Here is a 24,317-nt window from a genome sequence, read left to right on the forward strand (position 1 = left end):
GATGCAATATGATCACATTCTAATTAGGTATGGAGAAATATCGTTAAAAGGAAAAAATCGTAAACAATTCGTGGATCGTTTGAAACGAAATGTAAAAAGTGTTTTGAAGAAGAACTTTCCTAATCTGGAATATCAGGCGAATCGCGACCGCTTTTTTATTAAATTAAATGGAGAAGATGGTCTAAAAGTAGCGGATCAATTACAATTAGTATTCGGAATCCAATCATTTAGCTTAGCTTTGAAAACTGATACGGACTTAGAGGCGATTAAAGAAACGGCTCTTAACGCTGTAAAGCAATTATATAAAGCGGGGGATACATTTAAAGTATCTACGAAAAGAGCAGATAAAACGTTTCCGCTTACGTCAGATGAATTAAATTATGAGTTAGGACGTCACATCTTAATTAATACAGAAGATTTAACAGTTGATGTACACAAACCGACTATTCATGTAAGAGTGGAAGTACGACATGATTCCACTTACATTATGTGTAGAGATTATAAGGGGGCTGGTGGCCTTCCGGTTGGATCGAGCGGCAAAGCGATGCTGATGATTTCCGGTGGTATTGATAGTCCTGTAGCTGGTTATTTATCGATGAAGCGTGGATTGAAAATTGAAGCTGTTCACTTTTTCAGCCCACCCTATACTAGTGAACGTGCGAAGCAAAAAGTAATTGACTTAGTGGAGAAGTTAACGGAGTTTGGCGGAGACATCACTCTTCATATCGTACCGTTTACGAAGATTCAAGAAACAATCCAAAAAAATATTATGAAAAATTATTCGATGACTACAACGCGTCGGATGATGCTTCAGATTACAGATCAATTACGTCAAAAACGCGATGCGCTCGCAATTGTTACGGGTGAAAGCTTAGGGCAAGTAGCAAGTCAAACGTTAGAAAGTATGTTCACGATTAATGAAGTTACATCAACGCCAGTTCTTCGCCCGCTTATTGCAATGGATAAAACGGAAATAATCGAAATTGCTGATAAAATCGACACATTGGAAATCTCAAATCGACCATTTGAGGACTGTTGTACGATATTTACACCAGCGATGCCGAAAACAAAACCGAGAGTTGAAAAAGTCCATAAGTACGAAAGTTACACAGATTTTGACTCATTGGTACAAGAAGCTGTAGAAAATACGATTACGATAAAGTTACCAGATAAACATGAAGTAAAAATTGAAACAGAAATGGATGAATTGTTATAATATCCCTTATATCATAATAATTACCACTGAATCTTTTGAATGAAGCCGTGTGTTTTATCACACTCTATAGTCAACAAGGAGGTGAAAACACATGGCACAATACAATCGTTCAAACAGTTCAAACCAATTAGTTGTTCCTGGTGCACAACAAGCAATCGACCAAATGAAGTATGAAATTGCTTCTGAGTTTGGTGTAAACTTAGGACCAGAAACGACTGCTCGCGCTAACGGTTCAGTTGGTGGTGAGATTACAAAACGTTTAGTAGCTTTAGCTCAACAACAAATGGGCGGAGCGTACCAACAACAATAACATATAATGGCTATCGGGTGGGGGCTTAGAGCCCCCGCCTTTTTTGTTGTTACAGAAAGTTTAAGTTCAATAAAGTGTTAAAGTATTCGCTTTACCGTTTTTTTGGTGTCTAGCTCCAAGCGCCATCAGCTCGGGTCGCTTCGGCCCTGCTGGGGCGACGGAGGCCTCCTGGCAGGTCCTCCAGCGCCCTTCGCCTAAGGAATTGCGCTTTACGCTTTCTTATTTTCAGACTCATGTCGAAAAGGAGAAAAAATTGTTGAAAACTCTATGTCATTAGATTTAGATTAATTATTCAAAAATTTTAAAATATTATATATAATTAAAAATGTATCATAAAAAGGGGAGGAGAAATCATGGTAGAAGGGTTAATGGCACCTGAACGATACAATTTAGTTCAGGAAGTAGAACATGTTGCAAAAATGAATCCAGAAAAAGTTGCATTAGTTTGGGAGAATGAAGAAGGGGTCAACAAAGAAATTACATACGGTGAACTTTTAACAAAAGCAAATAAAATTGGAAGCGCTTTATTATCAAAGGGGTTAACGGTTGGAGATAAAGTTTTAGTCATGATTCCTCGTTTAATCGAGGCATATGCTGTTTATTTAGGGGCTTTAAAAGCGGGACTGGTTGTTATTCCGTGCTCGGAATTATTGCGAACAAAAGATTTGCAATACCGAGTGACTCATGGGGATGTAAAAGCAATCGTGAGTTATGATGACTACACAGAACAATTTGAACCACTCAATGAATTTAATGAACTTGTGAAGTTTTCTGTAGGACTTGCCAAAAACGATTGGTATGCACTTGAGGAAGAAATCCACCTAGTTTCTGAAGATTTACCGATTGCTGAAACGTTAAGAGACAGTCAAGCGTTCTTATCTTATACATCAGGAACGACAGGAAACCCTAAAGGAGTGGTCCATACTCACGGATGGGCATATGCTCATTTACGAACAGCAGCAAAAAATTGGTTATCTATTAGCGATTCGGATAAAGTGTGGGCGACAGCAGGTCCTGGATGGCAAAAGTGGATCTGGAGTCCGTTTTTATCGGTTCTAGGTTCTGGAGCGACAGGTTTCGTTTATCATGGTCGCTTTGAGCCGAATAAATACCTTGAGCTGTTAGAAAAGCATGAAATAAATGTTCTTTGCTGTACGCCGACGGAATACCGATTAATGGCAAAGGTAGATGGGTTATCAAAATATAATTTAGCGAAGTTACACAGCGCAGTATCAGCTGGTGAACCTTTAAATCGTGAGGTCATAGATACCTTCCAAAAATATTTCAATGTCGAAGTCCGAGATGGATATGGACAAACGGAAAATACCTTGCTAGTCGGAGTATTGAAAGGCATGGAAATTAAACCTGGATCAATGGGTAAGCCGACACCTGGTAATCGTGTTGAAATCATTAATGAGGAAGGATATCCGTGTGAAGTGGGAGAAGTTGGTGATATTGCTGTTCACGTAACAACTCCTGCATTATTTAAAGAGTATTATAAAGACCCTGAAAGAACAGCCATGCAATTTAGAGGAGAATATTACATTACTGGAGACCGTGCAAGAAAAGATGAAGATGGTTACTTCTGGTTTGAAGGTCGTGGGGACGATATAATTATTAGCTCTGGTTATACGATTGGTCCTTTTGAAGTGGAGGACGCGCTTGTTAAACATCCAGCAGTAAAAGAATGTGCAGTGGTTGCAAGTCCTGATGAAGTAAGAGGACATGTTGTGAAAGCCTTCATTGTCTTGCAGGATGGAGTAGACGCAAATGACCCTGATCTTATTCCGATGCTTCAAGAACATGTAAAAGCTTTAACTGCACCGTACAAATACCCACGAAAAGTGGAATTTGTAAATGAGTTGCCAAAAACGACATCAGGGAAGATTCGTCGCGTTGAACTCCGTAAATTAGAATTAGAAAAGGCAAGAGTGTAAGCGAAAGGGTGTAAGAGATTATCCGTACAGCGGATTTATCTCTCACACCCTTTTTAATGAATGTTTAAAGGAATGTTCGTTTTACTTTTTCCCAGAATGAATTATCCTTCAGTTTAACGGTTTTAATTTTCTTTGATCCGAGTGACACCTCAATCTTTTCTACGTGTCTGATACTTAATGCTTCATTGTCCATACCTATAACTGGGTGGTCATTTCCATCTTGTACGATTTTTAACGTCAGTTTACGGTCTCCGCTTAGAATGAATGAAGAACCGAGGGTTCGATATTCATTATTGTTTAAGGAAGCTAATTCACTCACTTGTAGACTTTCTAGCTTTGGATCTACAACTGAACCGTTCACCGATTTATTATAGGCAGTACTACCTGTTGGGGTCGCTATTATCATGCCGTCTCCGCGAAACGTTTCAAAATGCAAATCATCAATAAATACGTCCAACACAAAGGTTTTAATAACTCCGGATTTTACCGTACATTCGTTTAAGCAATGAAAAACGGTTTTATCATCAACTCGTACATCAATGATTGGATAACGGCGAACCTCCACCCTTTCTTGCAGCATTGCTTCTACCATCTTTTCTTTTTCATCAATATGAAAGTCACAATACAGACTTACATTACTTTCGGTCGCAACCCCCACGTATAGACAATCGTCTCGAAATTGCGTTTTGCGCACAGATTGCAAAAATGTTCCATCTCCACCGATACTCACAATAATATTTGCTTCGTCTGGATGGTCTACGACGATAAATTGATTCTTTTCTGCTAGTTTAAATAATTCAGATATTTTCGGCTGTAATGACTCTTCTTCTTTGTAAAAGAAATAAACGTTGCGTCGATTATCCATGTTCGTCACCTCAATCATTGGAAAGATTCTCCACACCATATTTGAAAAGTGGTACAATACAAATGTTGTTTCCATTTTACCATGAAAAAGGTAAATTGTTTAGAATGGAGGGATTATTTGTGAATGCAAAGCGGTGGGCGGCATTTGGGATAGCCGCAGGATTATTTATCGTATCAACGATAATGAGTTTTATGTCTCTCGCTTTTAATCAAGCGACGTTTGCTGAACAGTGGTTAGAAGAGTCTGCCTTTTCAGAGGACGTCATTGAAGATGGAAATCCGTTCGAGAAGATTGCTGTTTTAGAAGTGAATGGAGTTATTCAAGATACGGGGGAAGATGTCGCCTCGTTCTTCCAAACGACTGGTTATCAGCATCGTACGTTTTTAGAAATGATTGAAGAAGCAGGAGAAGATGAAGCTGTAAAAGGAATTCTCATCCGGGTGAATTCACCTGGTGGCGGTGTAGTAGAAAGCGCTGAAATTCATAAAAAGTTAATCGAAATGAAAGAAGAATATGATAAACCTATCTATGTGTCAATGGGAACAATCGCTGCATCTGGAGGATATTATATTTCCACAGCGGCAGATAAAGTGTATGCTGCTCCAGATACAATGACTGGCTCTTTAGGTGTAATCATGCAAGGGATTAACTATGCAGAATTAGCGGAAAATTACGGTGTGAAATTCGAAACCATTAAAAGCGGTGCCTACAAAGATATTATGTCGCCGACGCGGGAAATGACAGAGGAAGAGAGAAAGATTATGCAACAGATGGTTGACAATGCGTATGACGGGTTCGTTGATGTCATTGTAAAAGGCCGTAATCTATCAGAAGAGGAAGTTCGCAATATTGCAGATGGTAGAATTTATGATGGAAGACAAGCGAAAGAGCTGAATCTAGTCGACGATTTGGCGTATTTTGATGACGTCATTGACATTATGAAGGATGAATTAAAGCTAGACAATCCGTATGTATTCCAATACGGAGCTTCCATGGGGTTCGAGTCCCTTTTTTCAATGAGTGCTCAAAAAATCTTTGCAGAAGATATCGAGTCAGCAATTTTGTATAAAGTGTTAAGTCAGCCGAATTCCCCACGCCTCATGTATTTATACGCTGAATAAGGAGGGTGAAACATGGACGCAACGTTTGATGAATTAAGTGGTCAAGAAGAAACCTTAATCAAGGAAGAATCGTATGAACAGCCGTTTGCAGGATTTTGGATGCGGTTTTGGGCTTACATTGCCGATTTAATTATTGTTGGAAGTATTATGAGGCTATTTGTGAACCCAATTTTTAATCTATTAAATATTGAAAAAGGAACGTCGATGTTTTCACTTTATTCAGTGGTGGATGCGATCATCTTTTTCCTTTATTTTATTTTGATGACCAAGTTTTCACAGCAAACTTTGGGAAAAATGATTTTTGGGCTGAGAGTCGTATCGCTTAAATCCAGCAAATTAACATGGTCAGATGTCATATTCCGAGAACTTTTCGGGAGATATATATCCAAAACATTGTGGATAAGCTATGTAGTTGTAGCGTTCACAAAGAAAAAGCAAGGTTTGCATGACCTTTTTGCTGAAACATCGGTCATTTTAGACCGTAATCGATAAAAACCTGTCATAACTATGACAGGTTTATTTTTTTTGGAAGGGGTGATAATGGCATAATAAAAAGGGTGTGAGAGGGATGAATGGATTCCTATGGTCACTCGTCATAGTAGTTGGAATTATAATTCTTCTCTTCACTTCAAAACTGAAAATTACTTTTGACTTTCTACATGATGGAGATAATGACCATATAAAGATAAAGTTTCGAACTTTGATAGGGCTCGTTCGCTATACTATCGATATTCCTTTAATTAAGGTTGATAAGGAAAATCAAAGCATCGTCTTGAAAGAAAAAAAGGGGGCAGGGTCAGAAGGAAAACAACAGTCTAAAGATCGGACAAAGATTTCTCCTCAAGATATATTGGATAGCTTGCATGATGTAAATGAACTTGCTAGGCATGTCATCGGTTTGCACGCGATTGTCCGACAGTTTATGCGAAAGGTTCAAATCAAACGGTTTGAATGGCATACCCACTTCGGTGTAGGAGATGCTGCTCATACCGGCATGTTAATTGGTGTAGCTTGGTCTTTAAAAGGGCTCGTCCTTCAATGCCTGACACGGTATATGAAACTGACGGATTCCCCTAGAATTACTGTAACTCCAGACTTTTATCGAATGGTATCAAATACAAGTTTACAGTGTATGATTTCCTTTCGATTAGGACATGCTATATTAGCGGGATTACGTTTTATCAAACATTGGGTAGGGGGAAAACCGACTTTACGAAAGCGCTCAATCCCTCTATTAACGAAAAATGAGGACAATGATCAATCTGCATAAGGGAGGATCTTTTATGAGCGAACATCCAATTCAAGGGCTAATGAAAACGGCAATGGAGAATCTTCAGGAAATGATTGATGTGAACACCATTATTGGTGATCCTGTGGAAACGCCTGATGGGAGTGTTATTTTAACAGTTTCGAAGGTGGGATTTGGGTTTGCAGCCGGTGGTTCTGAGTTCAGTACTTCATCAGATAAAAAGCAATCAAGTCAATATGGTGGTAGTCCATCTGAGCATAAGCACCCTTTCGGAGGCGGAAGCGGCGGTGGTGTTTCCATTACGCCGATAGCTTTTCTTGTAGTAGGAACTAATGGAATAAAAATGCTTCATTTAGATGAAAGTACACATTTGTATGAAAAAATTATGGACTTAGCACCACAAACGATTGAAAAAATACAAGGACTATTTAACAAACATGATCGGAACAGTGATGTAGATGATGAAGAGTTTGACTTTTAAAGAGAGTGCTTGCATCATCTGAAGGCAATTCTGTTTAAGAAGATAATTGAGAAAAAAATAATATTTCATAATGGTAATGTTTTGCATTCATCGGTTGTTCCCGTTATAGTAAAAATAGGATTAAAACATTTGAAACTAAAGGAGGAAAACCGATGGCAAGTGTAACATTTAAAGGAAATCCAGTAACACTTGTAGGACAAGAAGTAAAAGTAGGAGATAAAGCACCTGAGTTTCGCGTGCTTGCAAACGACCTATCAGAGGTGACTTTAGCCGACTCAAAAGGTCAGGTTCGCCTTATTTCAGTTGTACCTTCTATTGATACAGGTGTATGTGATGCACAAACGAGACGCTTTAATGAAGAAGCCTCAAAATTAGGAAATGTCAAAGTATTAACGGTTAGTGTTGATTTACCATTTGCGCAAAAACGTTGGTGTGGTGCGAATGGTATTGAAAATGTAGAAGTGTTATCAGACCATCGGGATGTTTCTTTCGGAGAAGCGTATGGTGTGTTAATTAGTGAATTACGCTTATTAACACGTGCTGTTTTCGTTGTGAACAGTAATGACGAAGTTACATATGTGGAATATGTAAGCGAAGCAACGAACCATCCGAACTATGAAGCTGCGATTGAAGCAGTAAAGGAAGCGAAATAACTGACACTAAAAGGCTCCAGTCGTATACAATTACACTGGTAGCCTTTTTTATCATATCAGAAAATAGGAATGAATTTATACATATTGTCATGTGATGTCTATAGCTCCAAGCGCCACAGTCTTGGTTCACTTCGATCCTTCTGTATCCCCATTATCAATAGGCGCTCGCTTTGTGCTTTCTTTTGATTTTATATATGAAACTTACCAAGATCCTTTATCTTGATACTTACTCTATTAATGAATAAAATGAGAGGATGGGATCACAGTGAAGGAGGATCTTTATTCAATGAATGATGTATCGAAAGTAGAAAACTTATTTTCTTTTATTAATGAAACAGCACAAATGATTCAAAAAGAAATAGATTGTCCATATATTGAGGCAGTTGCAGAAGCTGGTGACTCTTTGTTCCATGGGGAAATTTTACAGGAGGGGCTGAGTGAAACAGCAAAGAACAAAATCTCCGATCAGCTACGACAACACTCGCTTGAATCGTATGCTGCAGAGGAAATTCGAAAGGCTTACCAACTAGCAGTTTTAAAAGGACTTAAAGAAGCTTCTCATCCGAATCACCAAATGACACCTGACACGGTTGGATTGTTTCTAAGTTATTTGGTAGGGAAATTTGTGAGTCAAAAAACAGTTCGCATAATGGATCCAGCAGTTGGAACGGGCAACTTATTGACAACTATATTAAATCAAGTAAGGGATAAAGAACTCCATGCTATTGGTGTGGATGTGGATGAGTTATTGTTAAATCTTGCATGTGTGAGTGCGAATCTCCAAAAGCACCCGATCGAATTTTATCATCAAGATAGTTTACAGCCGCTTTTTGTAGACCCTGTTGATGTCACAATATGTGATCTCCCTATCGGTTATTATCCGAATGACATTGGAGCGGTATCCTATCAATTGAGAGCAGAAAAAGGCCATTCTTATGCCCACCATCTTTTCATGGAGCAAAGTATGAAGTATACAAAGCCAGGTGGTTATCTATTCTTCATCATTCCAAATAATTTGTTTGAAACAGAAGAAGCACCAAAGCTGAATGCGTTTATTAAAGAACAAGCCATTATTCAAGGACTTATTCAATTACCCCTCTCTTTATTTAAAAAAGGAGACTTTGCGAAAAGTATTTTTATTTTACAAAAGAAAGCGGAAGGAATTAAACCACCGAAACAAGCATTGTTAGCAGATTTACCGAAATTTTCAAATCGTGAAGCAATGGCTTCGATTATGAAACAAATGGAAGATTGGTTTCAAGTAAATAAATAAAATTATAGTTGGTGTTAACGTTTTAGAGAATGTGACATCCTAGTCTTTCGCTAGACAAAAGGAGTCAACGCGAGACAGCCTTCCTTGAGAAAAAATGTTGTTGCTTAGGTGCTCGACATTCAAAAAACTTTAGTCAGAAGCATAAAAGAGGGGGGGACCCTCTTTTTTTAATTGTTACAGAAAGTTTAAGTGCAATAAAGTGTTAAAGTATTTTCTTTACCGTTTTTTTGGTGTCTAGCTCCAAGCGCCATCAGCTCTGGTTGCTTCGGCCCTGCTGTGGCGACGGAAGCCTCCTCGCAGGTCCTCCAGCGCCCTTCGCCTAAGGACTTGCGCTTTGCGCTTTTTCTGTGAAAATAAAAATTACCTATGAGCTGAATGCAGATCATGATAGGTAGATGGTAGAAAGAAAATAAACCGGGGAGAATAAATTTTCATGTCCGGGGTGTGAGTGTAAAATTATGTATGTTTCTTAATTGCTTAAAACGTGTTATGCCACATTTCTTGAGTAGGTAATAAATCCATCAATGCAAGGGAGAAAAATATCGAAATTCGAAAATAAATTACGTTATATTCAGAAAAAATAAATTTTTGATTGATAGCGTTTCCAAAATGTACTTCCCCTTGAAATGTATTAGGTAGGGTGTTTAAATGAAAAAAGTGAAATATTATTCAACCAATCATCCGAAACTATGGATATGATTTGACGGATATAGAAGGAGCGTTTACACTATGTCAAAAATTTTAGCGGTTAATGCAGGTAGTTCATCATTCAAGTTCCAACTTTTTGATATGCCAAGCGAAGAAGTTGTTACGAAGGGTTTAGTAGAGCGTATCGGACTAGACAATTCAGTATTCAATATTACAGTTAACGGAGAGAAAAAGAAAGAAGTATTAGATATCCCAGATCACAGTGTTGCTGTTCAAATGCTTGTGGAGAAATTAACAGGTTATGGAATTATCGACTCGTTAGAAGAAATTGAAGGTATTGGTCATCGTGTCGTGCACGGCGGTGAAGTGTTTAGTGACTCTGCTTTAATTACAGAAGAATCGTTACGTCAAATCGAAGAGTTATCAGATTTAGCACCTCTACACAATCCGGCTAACGTAGTTGGTATTAAAGCGTTCAAAGAGGTATTACCAAATGTACCAGCAGTAGCGGTATTCGATACAGCGTTCCACCAAACGATGCCGGAAGAATCTTATCTTTATAGCTTACCATACGACTACTATGAGCAATATGGTATTCGTAAGTACGGATTCCATGGTACATCTCATAAATATGTAACAGAGCGTGCAGCTGAATTACTTGGCCGACCAATTGAAGAGTTACGTCTTATTTCTTGTCACTTAGGAAACGGTGCTAGTATCGCAGCTGTAGAAGGCGGTAAGTCTATTGATACATCCATGGGATTCACACCACTTGAAGGGGTAGCAATGGGAACTCGTTCAGGAAGCATTGACCCTGCTTTAATTCCTTACATCATGAATAAAACAGGACAAAGTGTTCAAGAAGTACTCGATGTATTAAATAAAAAGAGTGGTCTTTTAGGTTTAACAGGATTCTCTAGTGATTTACGTGATATTGAAGCAGCTGCGGAAGAAGGACAACATCGTGCGAAGTTAGCTTTAGAAGTATTCGCAGATCGTATTCATAAATACATTGGTTCTTATGCTGCTCGTATGTGTGGAGTAGATGCAATTATCTTCACAGCTGGAATCGGTGAAAACAGTGATGTTGTTCGCGAGCGTGTATTACGTGGACTTGAATTTATGGGTGTGTATTGGGACCCAGCATTAAATAAAGTGCGCGGAAAAGAAGCTTTCATTAACTATCCACACTCTCCAGTGAAAGTAATTGTAATCCCGACGAATGAAGAGGTTATGATTGCTCGTGATGTAATGCGTATTGCGAACGTTTAATACAATAAAAAAAAGCAACTTTCGACGATAGAAAGTTGCTTTTTTGTTTGAAAAAGAGTATTTGTAGTTCCTTTCCTCAAGCTAGCGTGAATGAACAGTTGAAACGCTTTTTCGCATCTCGTCAAACCCATGTTATAATGTAATAAATGGGTTTATAGAGAGCGTTTGGAAGGAGCGTGCGTTCAATTTGTTAAAAGATCGGGAACGACTATTTTTTGAGGAAATAAGAAAATGGGAAAAAGAGCTTGCTTATGACCAGCGTTCAGACTTTCATCGAACATATGATTACTGGGTCGAAAAGGGATTTGAAAGAATTCCATCAAATATACGTAAAAAACTATTTCATCAATTGGATCACTTTCTTTTTTATGGTCATTCCTTTATACAAAATTCCAATTGGCAAAGCGAATCAAGAAATCGACTCATTTCATCCGCGCGCATATTAAAACCTTCCATCGATACCATCCAAGACCTACAAGAGTTGCCAATTGAACAACTTCGCTACTTAGCTGATATGCAAATGTCCAAACATCGATTAGCTTCTTTAACACAAGGGGCAATAACCGGAACAGGCGGAATGCTTTTAATTGGAATGGACATACCATTACAATTGGTTATAAACTTGCGAGCGATACAAATGATTGCGATGAGTTACGGTAATGAAGTAAATACGCCATTTGAAATGATGTTATCCTTGAAAGTTTTCCACGCATCCCTATTGCCATCTTATTTAACACACAGAGAATGGAACAAGCTAAAAGAAGAAATATCCGAACATTCTGATAACCCTTATTTTTATAATGGAGATGAACGACTATCTTCTGAACAGACACTGAAAACCATAACAAACCAAATTGCTAAACTATTATTGATACAGGCCGTAAAACGAAAAACACTACAAAGTATCCCGTTCTTAGGGATTGGTGTTGGAGCTAGAATGAATTATCAACTAACGAAGCGTAGTACAACTTTTGCTCAGCGCTTTTATGAATACCGTGCACTACAAAATAAATATAGGGAGGATGAAAATGTCGGTTGAAGAACACAAAAGACAAGCAAAAGAGAGGCTAAACATACAGGTTGTAACGATAAGTGATACGAGAGATGTAGACACTGACAAAAGTGGAAAGTTAATCGTCTCCCTACTTGAGCAGGAAGGGTACAATGTTTCGGATTATTCAATCGTGAAGGATGAGCCCACTCTTATAAGAAGTGCTGTTTTAAGAGGGTGTGAATCCGACGAAATTGATGTCGTCATTACAAACGGTGGTACAGGCATTTCGAAGCGAGATCAAACAATTGAAGCGATTCAAACTATAGTAGAAAAAGAGATGACAGGATTTGGAGAGCTTTTTCGTTACATAAGCTATGCTGAGGATATAGGACCCGCTGCTATGCTAAGTCGAGCATTTGCAGGGATTTCAATGAATACCGTTATATTTTCCCTACCAGGATCAACAGGTGCAGTAAAATTGGCAATGGAGAAGTTAATTCTTCCAGAGGTTAGGCATATTGTTCATGAAGTGAATAAATAGATTGTCTGCGAGCTGATTGAAGGAAAAATCATATTGCACTAATGCAGCTCGCCCAAAATAAGTTATCAAATATCGTTGTGTAATCAAAGAGTTAAAAAAGTATGTAGAGAAGGACGAGCCGATGCTCGTTCTTTTTTTATTGTTACAGAAAGTTAAAGTTCAATAAAGTGGTCTTTACAGTTTTTTTGTCTAGCTCCAAGCGCCATCAGCTCGGGTCGCTTCGGCCCTGCTGTGGCGACGGAAGCCTCCTCGCAGGTCCTCCAGCCCCTTCGCCTAAGGACTTGCGCTTTGCGCTTTTCTTACGCATATCATCCTCAAGGCATACGGTACCAAATCCATAAATCGTTAATGATGGAGGCAAGTTCGGCGATTTCTTCGTTTAACTGACATGAAGTTTGAAAGTTCTCTTCTTCGTATAATAGTTGCTGTTTTAGCTGAATTTTCGATTCTAGTTCTTTGATCTTATCTGGGATATTTCCGCGTATAGATTCCCAATGGAGGAGAATTTCATCTTGTTCCTTTTGAGTATATTCTTCAAACGGTTTTTGTAAATGAGGGACATGTATACGTAAACGTTTATCGTAAATAAATAGGTTCATCGTTAATCCTCCAGTTTGTAAGCTTCTTATACTGCCATTCTACATAAGCTGAGAGGAATTATCTAGAAATCTAAAAAAATGGGTTGAAAAAAAAAGATAAAGCTGTTAAATTGATAATAACTTAAATGTATTTTTATAAATTAATATTAATAAATATACAACCTATTGGTATTGAGAGGAGAATAAACATGTCGAAACCAAAAGTCGTTTTAGCTTATTCCGGAGGTTTAGATACGTCCGTTGCTATTAAATGGTTACAAGAGAAAGGATATGATGTTGTTGCAGTTTGTTTAGATGTTGGGGAAGGAAAGGATTTAGAGTTTATTAAAGAGAAGGCACTACAAGTAGGAGCGGTTCAATCATATGTCATCGATGCAAAAAAGGAATATGCAGAAGAGTATGCTTTAATTGCACTTCAAGCTCATGCATTATATGAAGGAAAGTATCCGCTCGTATCCGCTCTTTCACGCCCGCTTATTGCGAAAAAATTAGTTGAAATTGCTGAAACGACTGGAGCGGTAGCAGTAGCGCATGGATGTACAGGGAAAGGAAATGATCAAGTTCGTTTTGAAGTTTCCATTCAGGCACTGAATCCACAGCTAAAAGTATTGGCACCGGTGAGAGAATGGAAATGGTCACGTGAAGAAGAAATCGAATACGCGAAAAAGCATGATATTCCGATTCCGATTAATTTAGACAGTCCTTATTCCATCGACCAAAATTTATGGGGACGTAGTAATGAGTGTGGTATTTTAGAAGACCCGTGGGCTGCTCCACCTGAAGATGCTTACGAGTTAACAGCACCGATTGAATTAACTCCAGATGAAGCAGATGTTATTGAAATTGAATTTACAAAAGGGGTTCCTGTTGCGATTAATGGAGAATATCTACCTTTAGATGAACTAATCCTTCATTTAAATCAATTAGCGGGTAAACATGGGGTTGGTCGAATCGATCACGTTGAAAATCGTCTTGTCGGAATAAAATCACGTGAGGTATATGAATGTCCAGCAGCAATGACACTATTGAAAGCTCATAAAGAACTTGAAGATTTAACATTAGTAAAAGAAGTAGCACACTTTAAGCCAATTATTGAACAAAAAATAACGGAATTAATTTATAACGGGCTATGGTTTTCACCGTTGAAGCAAGCGTTAGAAGCATTCCTAAAAGAAACACAAAAGCACGTGACTGGAACGGTTCGTGTCAAATTATTTAAAGGGCATGCGATTGTAGAAGGAAGAAAATCAGCCTATTCGCTTTATGATGAGAAGCTTGCGACGTATACATCTGATGATTCATTTGATCATGATGCAGCAGTCGGTTTCATTTCTCTTTGGGGGCTTCCGACAAAGGTTAATAGTATTGTCAAAACGAAGAAGGTGGAAGTATGACCAAATTGTGGGGCGGGCGTTTTCAAAAAACGCCCGCACAATGGGTGGATGAATTCAACGCTTCAATATCATTTGACCAAAAGTTAGTAGAGGAAGATATTGAGGGAAGTCTCGCTCATGTAGCAATGTTGAAGGAGACAAAAATTTTAACAGAAGAAGAAGCGGGGCAAATTAAAAAGGGGTTAGAAACCTTAAAGCAAAAAGCACTAAATGGCCAATTATCTTTCTCGGTTCAATATGAAGATATTCACTTGAACATTGAAAAGCTCCTTATAGACGAAATTGGACCGGTAGGGGGAAAACTTCATACGGGGAGAAGTCGTAACGATCAAGTGGCTACCGATATGCATTTATATTTACGAAAGCAACTACAAGTTATTATCGAACAAATCCAATCGTTGCAGCATGCTCTAATAACAAGAGCAGACGAAAATGTAGAAACGATTATCCCAGGCTATACACACTTACAACGTGCTCAACCAATATCATTTGCTCACCATTTACTGGCTTATTTTTGGATGCTTGAACGTGATAAGGAGCGCTTTCAAGAATCATTGAAGCGAGTCAATATTAGCCCGTTAGGAAGCGCGGCTTTAGCTGGGACAACTTTTCCGATTGATCGATTTTACACAGCTGAAAAACTAGGATTCGATAGTATCTATCCTAACAGTTTAGATGCGGTAAGTGATCGGGATTTCATCGTTGAATTTTTAAGTAATAGTTCTTTGCTCATGGTCCATCTTTCGAGATTTTGTGAAGAACTCATACTTTGGTGTTCTCAAGAATTTCAATTTATCGAGATGGATGATGCGTATTCAACCGGAAGCAGTATCATGCCTCAAAAGAAAAACCCTGATATGGCAGAGTTAATCAGAGGAAAGTCAGGTAGAGTATTTGGGAATCTTGTTTCATTGTTGACGGTATTAAAAGGGTTACCACTTGCTTACAATAAAGATTTGCAAGAGGACAAAGAGGGCATGTTTGATACGGTTGAAACTATTCAAGGATGTTTGGAAATTATGACCGGAATGGTTAAAACGTTTGTCGTCAAAAAAGAAAACATGGAAAAAAGTGTACAGCAAGATTTTTCGAATGCAACTGAGCTCGCAGATTATTTGGCGAAAAAGGGTTTGCCGTTTCGAAAAGCGCATGAGGTTGTTGGGAAACTTGTCTATCAATGTATTGAACGTGGAATTTATTTAAACGATTTATCGTTTGAAGATTATAAGCTTGCTCACCATTTGTTTGATAAAGATGTATATGAAGTCATTAATCCTTATACAGCTGTCAATAAGCGAAACAGCGAAGGGGGTACCGGATTTTCTGCTGTGCAAAAGCAACTTCAACTTGCCAAATCCAAGGTGACAAATTAGTTTCATGTATATCCACACGTTTTTTTCGAAAAATAATGGTGTTTCAATCAAACGTAAAGGAGTGAATCACCTTGGAGAAAAAGCGTGAACCGAAAAAACAAGAAAACCTGTTTTATGAAGATGCAGGGACGATGGAAACAATTCAGCAAATTACGAATGCGTATGAGAGTGGAGCGGTCGGAGAAGTGGGAAACCAATCGTTTGAAGCAAATGAAGAAAAATACGATTGAGTTTTAATAGGGCTGCCTGATAAATCGTTAAATGTATTAGGGAGCGAAAGATAGCTCCTAATTCTCCAATTGTTTTTAACGAAGGTGACGCTATCGTTTCGGGACAGCAGGAGCCGAAGACCAGCAGGCGAGCTTGCGAGTCGAGGGGGCTGAGGCGACTGTCCAGCGGGGAAGACTCTCCCACGCTGAGATAAAGGAGATACTGCGAGAAAATACGAGCACATATCGACTTATCGCCACTAGGAGCCGAAACTAGAAAGGTTTTGCCTGAGGAAAGCGTCTACCACCGTGTGAGATTACGATAATTTACGAAAAAAAGGCTGTACTTTTGTGACAGCCTTTTTATTGTTACAGAAAATTTAAGTTCAATAAAGTGTTAAAGTATTCTCTTTACAGTTTTTTTGGTGTCTAGCCCGAAGCGCCATCAGCTCGGGTCGCTTCGGCCCTGCTGTGGCGACGGAAGCCTCCTCGCAAGTCCTCCAGCGCCCTTCGCCTAAGGACTTGCGCTTTTTCTGTGAAAATAAAAATTACCTATGAGCTGAATGATCGATCATGATAGGTAGATGGTAGAAAGGAAACCCCGAGGAGAATAAATTTTCATGTCCGGGGTGTGAGTGTAAAATCATGTATGTTTCTTATTAGGACGTTTAGTTAAATGAACATAGACCGTGCGTTACCATTGCAGCTCATCCAATTGAAGGAAAACCCTATATCGTACTGTGAATGATGAACAAATCATTATAGATTTATCCATATTAGTTGTTTGACAACTATTTTATAGTAAAATAAAGATAAAAAAGGAAGTCCAATCTGTTCAATAGCAGGGAGGAGTCATATTGTGCGTCATGCAATCATAACTGCAGGTACAAAAGGGTTAGGGAGAAAGGTAACGGAGCGCTTTCTCGATTTAGGGTATCATGTAACAGTTTTATACCGAAGTGATTATGCAAAGGTTGAAGAGTTACTCCATACATATCATAGCCAGCAAGATCGCATGTTGTTTGTACAGGGAGATGTAACGAAAAAAGACGACTTAACGCGCCTTGTTAACGAAAGTATGAAACGATTTGGTCGAATTGATTGTTTAGTTAATAATGCAGGACCATACATTTTTGAGCGGAAAAAATTGATCGATTATACAGAAGATGAGTGGTACGAGATGGTCGAAGGAAATTTAAGTGCGGTCTTTCATCTGCTCAAATTGGTTATACCAGTCATGCGAAAACAGCAATATGGGCGCATTATAACTTATGGATTCCAAGGAGCGAATGATGCACCTGGGTGGCTTCATCGTTCAGCTTTTGGAGCAGCGAAAGTCGGATTAGTTTCACTGACGAAAACCATTGCCATTGAAGAAGCGGAATATGGTATTACAGCGAATATGGTTTGTCCAGGGAATATTGTTGGCGATATGAAAGAGGCGACAATAGCACATGCCAAAAAACTAATGAAGAATGAAACACCTATTGGTCGATCTGGAACAGGAGAAGACATTGCGCGAATCATTTCCTTTTTATGCGAAGAAGATTCCGATTTTATTACAGGTGCAGTGATAGAGGCAACTGGGGGAGAAAATGTAATTAATCGTTTTCAAGCATAATGAATTGGTTCTAAAGACATTTTACTTAATGATGTTTTTGCATACTTTTTCGCTTTTCGTCATGAAATGATGTAAATGGTCGCGAATCCAAAATGGGAACCGCCAAAGCGGTAGGAGTTGAATCTAGACTGGCCTTGCCTGAGGAAAGCGTCCGCCTTTCGCAATATACTGTATAACCAAATTAACAAATTTTTAGAAAAGCACCTTCTTTTAAAACGGAGGTGCTTTTTTTGTGGGGAAATTTGGTTTGATTTAGTGTAAGCTTGAAGTTTTCAACACTTTTTAAAGAAGCTCGTCATATGCTTTAGTAACAAAATGATGTAGCGGTATTTCTCGAAAGGAATGAAAACCATTGCTTGTGGAAAGATAGGAATAGTAACGAAGTGGAGGGGTTCATTTGAATATTGGTGTACCGAAAGAAATCAAAAATAATGAAAATCGGGTAGCAATGACACCTGCAGGGGTTATTCATTTAACGAGTGCAGGACATCGTGTGTTTATTGAAAAAGGTGCTGGAAATGGATCAGGTTTCTCGGATGATCAATATCGAGAAGCTGGAGCAGAAATTGTTGAAAGTGCGAAAGAGGCATGGTCAAAGGAAATGGTCATGAAAGTAAAGGAGCCGCTAGAAGAAGAATATCAATACTTTCGAGAAGGACTTATTTTATTCACGTATTTGCACTTAGCAGCAGAACCGGAGCTAACGAAAGCGTTAATTGATCATAAAGTAGTCGGGATAGCATATGAGACTGTGCAGCTATCAAACGGTTCCTTACCTCTATTAACACCAATGAGTGAAGTAGCTGGTAGAATGTCAACCCAAATTGGAGCTCAATTTTTAGAAAAGACAAAAGGTGGAAAAGGTATTTTACTTGGAGGAGTTCCTGGCGTGAAGCGAGGAAAGGTTACAATTATTGGTGGAGGCGTTGCTGGAACAAATGCCGCCAAAATAGCCATTGGTTTCGGGGCAGATGTTACGATTCTAGACGTCAATCCAGAACGACTTCGTCAGTTAGATGATATATTTAAACAAGATGTGCATACGTTAATGTCCAATCGTTATAATATAGCAGAATCAGTGAAGGAATCTGATCTTGTTATCGGAGCTGTTTTAATTCCTGGAGCAAGGGCTCCGAAATTAGTTACAAAAGATATGATTGAACAAATGGGAGAAGGCTCGGTCGTTGTGGATATTGCCATCGATCAAGGAGGTATATTTGAAACGACAGACAGAATTACGACTCATGATAACCCGACTTATGAAAAGCATGGAGTTCTCCATTATGCAGTCGCTAATATGCCTGGTGCTGTACCAAGAACTTCGACAATTGCTTTAACGAATGTAACAGTACCTTATGCAGTTCAAATTGCCAATAACGGATATGTGGAAGCTGTTAAGAAAAATGAGTCATTACGGAAAGGGTTGAATACGTTAAATGGTTATGTTACGTATCGCGCTGTTGCCGAAGCACATAATTTAACGTATAAATCAGTAGATGACCTTTTGCCGTAAACAATGAGGGGGAGTAAGGAGAGAAACGATTCATCTCTTTACTTCTTTTTTCGTTCTTTTCTAAAAGATTGCTGTTTTTAGTACGAATCAAAACTTCATAGTCATTTTTGAGCTATGGAATGGAGAGTAATGTTAAGAATAACGACGTATACGTAAACTGACAATCGAGTAGAAGTAGTAGAATTTTCGACTGAATTCGATTGGTTTCTTCCGTTTTGTAAGTCAAAAATCATAAATCTTCTTAAAAATGAAAAGAAAAATAGTGAAAAAAATCCTATAATATGTAAAATGAAAGGGAAGAGGAAATGTAAGATACTCAGGAGTGATACTGTGGAAGTTTTCGTTGCACGACAACCGATCTTTAATCAATTAGAAGAGACTGTTGCTTATGAATTGTTATATAGACATAACGAAGAAAATAAGTTTAGCCCGATGGTCGATGGCGATGAGGCAACAATTGATGTGATTGTTAACAGTTTTATCAACATTGGTATTGAAACACTATCGTATTCGAAGCCGTGTTTTATCAATTTCACTGAAAACTTACTTAAAAACGATGTTCCTTCTTATTTTCTTCCACAGAACATAGTTGTAGAAGTTTTAGAGTCTGTATCGTTAACAGAGGAGATAATCAAATACATACAGACGTTAAATGAGAGAGGATTTAAGGTTGCGTTAGATGATTTTGTACTCGACAGTAAAGATTATAAATCCATTTTACCTTTTGTAGATATTTTGAAAGTAGACTTTTTACATACATCAAAGGAAATGAGAACAGCTATTGAACGAACGGCGAAGAAATATAATATTTCCTTACTAGCTGAAAAGGTTGAAACGAGAGAAGACTATGAAGAAGCAAAACGACTCGGATACACATATTTTCAAGGCTATTTCTTTTGTAAGCCAACAGTCATTAGCTCACATGAAGTTCCAAGCTATTTACATTCATACATTAAGATAATAGAGTTGCTTAGTGTAGAAGAACCTAATATTGATGTGTTGACAGAGTATATTAAACAAGATATATCTCTTTCTCATAAACTATTAAAAATTGCCAATACAAGAACACTGCGCCCTCGACAAAAAATTAAATCGATTCGTCAAGCGATCATGTTCATTGGATTTAAGGAACTGATGAAATGGGTTTATATTTTAGCCATTCGGGAAAATAAGCCTTGGGGTGCCAAACAAAATGAAGAACTCATCAAGTTATGTTTAGTGCGTGGGCAAATGTGTGAGCTGATAACGCAAAAATATGAAAAGCACCACTTGCGACTAAGTTCATTTATGACGGGAATGTTATCATTAATGGATACTTTATTAGGGCTTCCGATGGAAAGAATATTATTAGATTTGCCATTAGATGATGAGATATGTGCTGCGTTAAAAGGAAAAGAGAACGAATTGTCGCTATTGCTATCTATAACGATTGCGATGGAGAGAGCTGACTGGTCAACCGTTTCACGTTTAGCGAACGTACTACAAATTAATGAAGATTGCTTACCTATTTTATTTAGACAAGCATATGCGTGGGCTGAGGAAGTTTTTATGACCACGAAGCCTTATGCCTCCTCAATGTAATGTAGGAGGATGTAGGGTAAAGTAATTGGGGAAGTGCTTCTCCTACAAAAGGTCACGATTTAGAGGCTATAACGAATAGCTATTAAATGGTCAAGGGGGATATGAAAGTGAAAATTTCTTATCATGGACATTCCGTTGTAATGATTGAAACAAATGGGAGAAAAATCATCGTTGATCCATTTATTAATGGAAATTCACAAACTGATTTATCGGTAGAAGAACTTTCGGTCGATGTTATACTCTTAACGCATGGTCACAATGATCACGTAGGAGATACTGTCGAGCTTGCGAAAAAAAATGATGCGCTAGTTGTGGCACCTTTTGAACTAGCCTCGTATATAGGGACTAAAGGGGTCAATACACATGCTATGCATATTGGGGGAGCTTATTCCTTTGATTTTGGTCATGTGAAGCTCACACAAGCATTTCATGGATCGAGTTATACAGAAGAGAACGGACAAGTTATATATACCGGAATGCCTTCTGGTATTTTGTTTACAGCCGAAGGAAAAACTGTCTATCATGCAGGAGATACGGCATTATTTTCGGACATGAAAATGATTGGAGAGCGTCACTCTATTGATGTAGCATTTTTGCCAATTGGAGATAATTTCACGATGGGTCCTGAGGATGCTATAACTGCTGCGTTATGGCTAAAAGCGAGAAAAGTAGTCCCAATTCATTACAATACGTTTCCGGTCATTGAGCAAGATCCTCACAACTTCGTTTCTCAATTACCAGAAGAGGTAGGACTTGTGTTGTCTGCGGGACAATCCATAACTTTATAGATGAAATTTGTCAAAGCGGGTCGATTGCTATCGCCCGCATTTTTTTATTAGGCTTTTTTCTAAAGGATTGTTGCTTTAGTACATTGTTCAGAATCGTATTTACACGATGTAATGGAGCGGAAAAAGGCTTTTTTCGTATAGATTGTTGCTTTTTCAGACATTTTTAAAATGAATTCTGTACATTGCGCTTCAGACACTTTCGGGGATCGGGTCGCTTCGGCCCTGCTGTGGCGACGGAAGCCTCCTCGCAGGTCCTCCAGCGCCCTTCGCCTAAGGACTTGCGCTTTGCGCTTTTCTTGTAAGTCCATATGTTTCATTGTCATGGAGAAAGGGAACTTCGCATAGACAAGTAGTAGGAGACTTTTGGATGAAAGAGGGATGATGATGAAACATTTAATTTATTTTTTAGTAGGAATCTGTCTGTTGTTTTATAGCTTACCTTATTTAACTGTAACTGGCACTACTGCTCAAACAATATTTACTGTAGCATGGTTGTTTTTTGCTTTATGCTCAATAGGTGGAAATTTGCATGCTTTTCTCCATCTACCCTCTAAGGGTACAAGACCTAGGAAGCAGATGGTAAAACGCTATCAAAAAGCTCGTTCACATTGATATCCAGCTATTTCACCTATATAATAAAAGTGTTTGAAGATTTTGCACATTGTAGATAGATGTCATTTCTTAAGCCCTTGATGGAATAAAGAGGGCTTTCTTTGGCAAACCTTAATTTTTACACTACAAGTCTTAAAAAGGGTGAAAAACTTGACGACGAAGCACGAGCAAATTTTGCAATATATTGATTCACTACCAGTAGGAGAAAAAATTTCAGTTCGACAAATAGCAAAAGTGTTGAATGTAAGTGAAGGAACGGCATACCGAGCGATAAAGGATGCCGAAAATAAAGGGTATGTTTCAACAATAGAACGTGTTGGGACAATTCGAATTGAACAAAAAAAGAAGGAAAACATTGAAAAACTAACGTACGCCGAAGTTGTAAACATTGTGGATGGACAAGTGCTCGGTGGTAAAGCGGGGTTACATAAAACATTAAATAAGTTTGTCATCGGTGCGATGAAGCTGGATGCCATGATGCGGTATACAGGTGCTGGGAACTTATTAATTGTCGGTAACCGAAATAACGCTCAACAATCAGCACTCCAAGCTGGTGCAGCAGTTTTGATTACAGGTGGATTTGATACAGTTGAAGAAAACAAGCGTATCGCAGATGAACTAGAGTTACCTATTATTTCTACAAGCTATGATACGTTCACGGTTGCAACGATGATTAACCGTGCCATATATGATCAATTAATTAAAAAGGAAATTGTTCTTGTTGAAGATATTTTAACGCCTATTCAAAACACCGTCTCATTAAAGCCAGATGACCTGGTTGATACGTGGTATCAATATAATCGTGACACTGGGCATGGGCGGTTTCCGGTTGTTGATGTAAATTTTAAAGTCGTTGGGATGGTAACATCAAAGGATATTATGGGACAAGAGCGACACATGATAATTGAAAAAGTCATGACGAAAAATCCCATTACAGTGTCAGCGAAAACATCTGTTGCTTCAGTCGCTCAAATGATGGTCTGGGAAGGAATTGAAGTGTTACCGGTTGTCGATGAACAAGGGAGAATTGAGGGAATTATAAGCCGTCAAGATGTGTTAAAGGCACTGCAATCGATTCAACGACAACCCCATACAGGTGAAAAAATTGATGATTTAATCACGCGGCATATTGTGAATCCATCCGGAGAAGCGAAGGAAACAAACGTGTATCGATGTGAAGTAACACCCCAAATGACGAATCAATTTGGGACGATATCTTACGGTGCCTTCACAACGCTTGTAACAGAAGTTGCAAATTATCATCTCCGTGCTCAAAAGAAAGGTGAGCTCGTTGTTGAAAATATGACGCTTTACTTTTTAAAACCGGTGCAAATGGAAAGTGTCGTAGAGGTTCGGCCAACGATTTTGGATGTAGGGCGTAAGTTCGGAAAAATTGACGTAGAAGTATTTCAAGATGGTAATATCGTTGGAAAGGCCATGTTAATGGTTCAGCTTATCGACCGTTAGCATATCGGGAATATAATTGGAATTTGAAAAGTGTACCTTCCATATTATTTTGGAACGGTACGCTTTTCTTTTATAAGATTGAGGTTTTGGGTACACACTTAATCGCTTAAGGGTTGGTGCGTTCCAGATTCTTTGTATTTTCTCCGCTTCTAGCATTCGACATAAATGCAATCAAGTTTACGAGTAAATCTTTTTTAATAACATGATTCTTTTATCTCGACTCCGTGAATGAAAATTAATGAAGGAAAAAGAAAACGCTTGGAAATATCCAAGCGAGAATATTTAACGGTTTAGTTCTTTAGCTTCTTCAATTGCTAAAGGAAGATAATATTTGTAAGCTCGGTATCCTGCCCATAAACTTAGTCCGCCAACGAGAATGAAGATGACACCTACGATGGTTGACACGTTGGAACGAAATAAAAAGAGCTGATTGAGCCCAAAGAAGAAAACGAACGAGCCCAGTGCCATGCTCGATTTTGAGGAAATCCACTGCTTTTCCATCGGGCGCTTTGTTCGGAAGAATTTCGTTTTATAGAACACATAAAAAGATAGTGAGACTACAATCAATACGACGAATATTGGCATGTATACCCCTCCAAA

General features: G+C 38.5%; 23 protein-coding genes. 20 read left to right on the forward strand and 3 right to left on the reverse strand.

The window, feature by feature from the left end:
• Position 1 precedes the first annotated feature (1 nt).
• The 3 genes from thiI (at position 2) to mbcS (ending at position 3,463) form a co-directional block, all read left to right on the forward strand.
• Complete coding sequence (gene thiI / locus ML543_RS04890; protein ID WP_243386042.1) at positions 2-1,216, forward strand: tRNA uracil 4-sulfurtransferase ThiI; 1,215 nt, start codon at positions 2-4, stop codon at positions 1,214-1,216.
• A gap of 91 nt (positions 1,217-1,307) precedes the next feature.
• On the forward strand, positions 1,308-1,526 hold the full coding sequence (locus ML543_RS04895) for an alpha/beta-type small acid-soluble spore protein (protein WP_243386043.1): 219 nt from the start codon (positions 1,308-1,310) through the stop codon (positions 1,524-1,526).
• 353 nt (positions 1,527-1,879) lie between these two features.
• Complete coding sequence (gene mbcS / locus ML543_RS04900) at positions 1,880-3,463, forward strand: acyl-CoA synthetase MbcS (protein WP_279326558.1); 1,584 nt, start codon at positions 1,880-1,882, stop codon at positions 3,461-3,463.
• Positions 3,464-3,527: 64 nt separating this feature from the next.
• Here the strand turns inward: mbcS and ML543_RS04905 are convergent, their stop codons facing one another.
• Positions 3,528-4,328 carry an NAD kinase gene (locus tag ML543_RS04905; protein WP_243386521.1) on the reverse strand — a complete coding sequence of 267 codons (801 nt, stop codon included), beginning with the start codon at positions 4,326-4,328 and terminating at the stop codon, positions 3,528-3,530.
• Between the two features lie 119 nt (positions 4,329-4,447).
• Between ML543_RS04905 and sppA the strand changes: the two genes are divergently transcribed.
• The 9 genes from sppA (at position 4,448) to ML543_RS04950 (ending at position 12,560) form a co-directional block, all read left to right on the forward strand.
• A complete protein-coding gene (sppA, locus tag ML543_RS04910) occupies positions 4,448-5,449 on the forward strand; it encodes a signal peptide peptidase SppA (RefSeq protein ID WP_243386044.1) in 1,002 nt (333 codons plus the stop codon).
• Positions 5,450-5,461: 12 nt separating this feature from the next.
• Entirely contained in the window at positions 5,462-5,941 is a 480-nt protein-coding gene (locus ML543_RS04915; protein WP_243386045.1) for an RDD family protein, read from the forward strand.
• A 76-nt stretch (positions 5,942-6,017) separates the two neighbouring features.
• A complete protein-coding gene (locus ML543_RS04920; RefSeq protein WP_243386046.1) occupies positions 6,018-6,719 on the forward strand; it encodes a DUF2953 domain-containing protein in 702 nt (233 codons plus the stop codon).
• Between the two features lie 13 nt (positions 6,720-6,732).
• A complete protein-coding gene (ytfJ, locus tag ML543_RS04925) occupies positions 6,733-7,179 on the forward strand; it encodes a GerW family sporulation protein (RefSeq protein WP_243386047.1) in 447 nt (148 codons plus the stop codon).
• Between the two features lie 152 nt (positions 7,180-7,331).
• Complete coding sequence (tpx, locus tag ML543_RS04930) at positions 7,332-7,832, forward strand: thiol peroxidase (RefSeq protein WP_243386048.1); 501 nt, start codon at positions 7,332-7,334, stop codon at positions 7,830-7,832.
• Between the two features lie 286 nt (positions 7,833-8,118).
• Positions 8,119-9,105, forward strand: a complete 987-nt coding sequence (locus ML543_RS04935) for a class I SAM-dependent methyltransferase (RefSeq protein WP_243386049.1) — start codon at positions 8,119-8,121, stop codon at positions 9,103-9,105.
• A 729-nt stretch (positions 9,106-9,834) separates the two neighbouring features.
• Positions 9,835-11,025 (forward strand): acetate kinase, encoded by a 1,191-nt coding sequence (locus ML543_RS04940; protein ID WP_243386050.1) that lies wholly within the window; start codon positions 9,835-9,837, stop codon positions 11,023-11,025.
• 187 nt (positions 11,026-11,212) lie between these two features.
• Positions 11,213-12,064, forward strand: a complete 852-nt coding sequence (locus ML543_RS04945) for an EcsC family protein (RefSeq protein ID WP_243386051.1) — start codon at positions 11,213-11,215, stop codon at positions 12,062-12,064.
• Complete coding sequence (locus ML543_RS04950) at positions 12,054-12,560, forward strand: MogA/MoaB family molybdenum cofactor biosynthesis protein (RefSeq protein WP_243386052.1); 507 nt, start codon at positions 12,054-12,056, stop codon at positions 12,558-12,560. Before ML543_RS04945 ends, ML543_RS04950 begins: the two co-directional genes overlap by 11 nt.
• A 314-nt stretch (positions 12,561-12,874) precedes the next feature.
• Here the strand turns inward: ML543_RS04950 and ML543_RS04955 are convergent, their stop codons facing one another.
• Positions 12,875-13,159: a hypothetical protein gene (locus tag ML543_RS04955; RefSeq protein WP_243386053.1), complete on the reverse strand. Its 285-nt coding sequence runs from the start codon at positions 13,157-13,159 to the stop codon at positions 12,875-12,877.
• 188 nt (positions 13,160-13,347) lie between these two features.
• Here ML543_RS04955 and ML543_RS04960 point away from each other — a divergent pair, with 188 nt between their 5' ends.
• The 8 genes from ML543_RS04960 to ML543_RS04995 all read left to right on the forward strand — a co-directional run bounded on the left by ML543_RS04960 (position 13,348) and on the right by ML543_RS04995 (position 23,717).
• The gene (locus ML543_RS04960; RefSeq protein ID WP_243386054.1) at positions 13,348-14,553 is read left to right on the forward strand and encodes an argininosuccinate synthase; all 1,206 of its coding nucleotides are present in this window, start codon (positions 13,348-13,350) and stop codon (positions 14,551-14,553) included.
• Entirely contained in the window at positions 14,550-15,926 is a 1,377-nt protein-coding gene (gene argH / locus ML543_RS04965; RefSeq protein ID WP_243386055.1) for an argininosuccinate lyase, read from the forward strand. Before ML543_RS04960 ends, argH begins: the two co-directional genes overlap by 4 nt.
• Before the next feature lie 71 nt (positions 15,927-15,997).
• The gene (locus ML543_RS04970; protein ID WP_243386056.1) at positions 15,998-16,156 is read left to right on the forward strand and encodes a hypothetical protein; all 159 of its coding nucleotides are present in this window, start codon (positions 15,998-16,000) and stop codon (positions 16,154-16,156) included.
• Positions 16,157-16,994: 838 nt separating this feature from the next.
• Positions 16,995-17,756 carry an SDR family oxidoreductase gene (locus ML543_RS04975; RefSeq protein WP_243386057.1) on the forward strand — a complete coding sequence of 254 codons (762 nt, stop codon included), beginning with the start codon at positions 16,995-16,997 and terminating at the stop codon, positions 17,754-17,756.
• A 397-nt stretch (positions 17,757-18,153) separates the two neighbouring features.
• The gene (gene ald / locus ML543_RS04980) at positions 18,154-19,269 is read left to right on the forward strand and encodes an alanine dehydrogenase (RefSeq protein ID WP_243386058.1); all 1,116 of its coding nucleotides are present in this window, start codon (positions 18,154-18,156) and stop codon (positions 19,267-19,269) included.
• 330 nt (positions 19,270-19,599) lie between these two features.
• On the forward strand, positions 19,600-20,850 hold the full coding sequence (locus ML543_RS04985; protein WP_243386059.1) for an EAL and HDOD domain-containing protein: 1,251 nt from the start codon (positions 19,600-19,602) through the stop codon (positions 20,848-20,850).
• Between the two features lie 107 nt (positions 20,851-20,957).
• Positions 20,958-21,638: a metal-dependent hydrolase gene (locus ML543_RS04990; protein WP_243386060.1), complete on the forward strand. Its 681-nt coding sequence runs from the start codon at positions 20,958-20,960 to the stop codon at positions 21,636-21,638.
• Positions 21,639-22,400: 762 nt separating this feature from the next.
• Positions 22,401-23,717: a DRTGG domain-containing protein gene (locus tag ML543_RS04995; RefSeq protein WP_243386061.1), complete on the forward strand. Its 1,317-nt coding sequence runs from the start codon at positions 22,401-22,403 to the stop codon at positions 23,715-23,717.
• A 282-nt stretch (positions 23,718-23,999) separates the two neighbouring features.
• On the opposite strand, the gene ML543_RS05000 is transcribed toward ML543_RS04995, so the two are convergent.
• Entirely contained in the window at positions 24,000-24,302 is a 303-nt protein-coding gene (locus ML543_RS05000; RefSeq protein ID WP_243386062.1) for a YtpI family protein, read from the reverse strand.
• Between the last annotated feature and the right edge of the window lie 15 nt (positions 24,303-24,317).

The organism is Bacillus kexueae (assembly GCF_022809095.1).
Lineage (GTDB): Bacteria > Bacillota > Bacilli > Bacillales > Aeribacillaceae > Bacillus_BZ > Bacillus_BZ kexueae.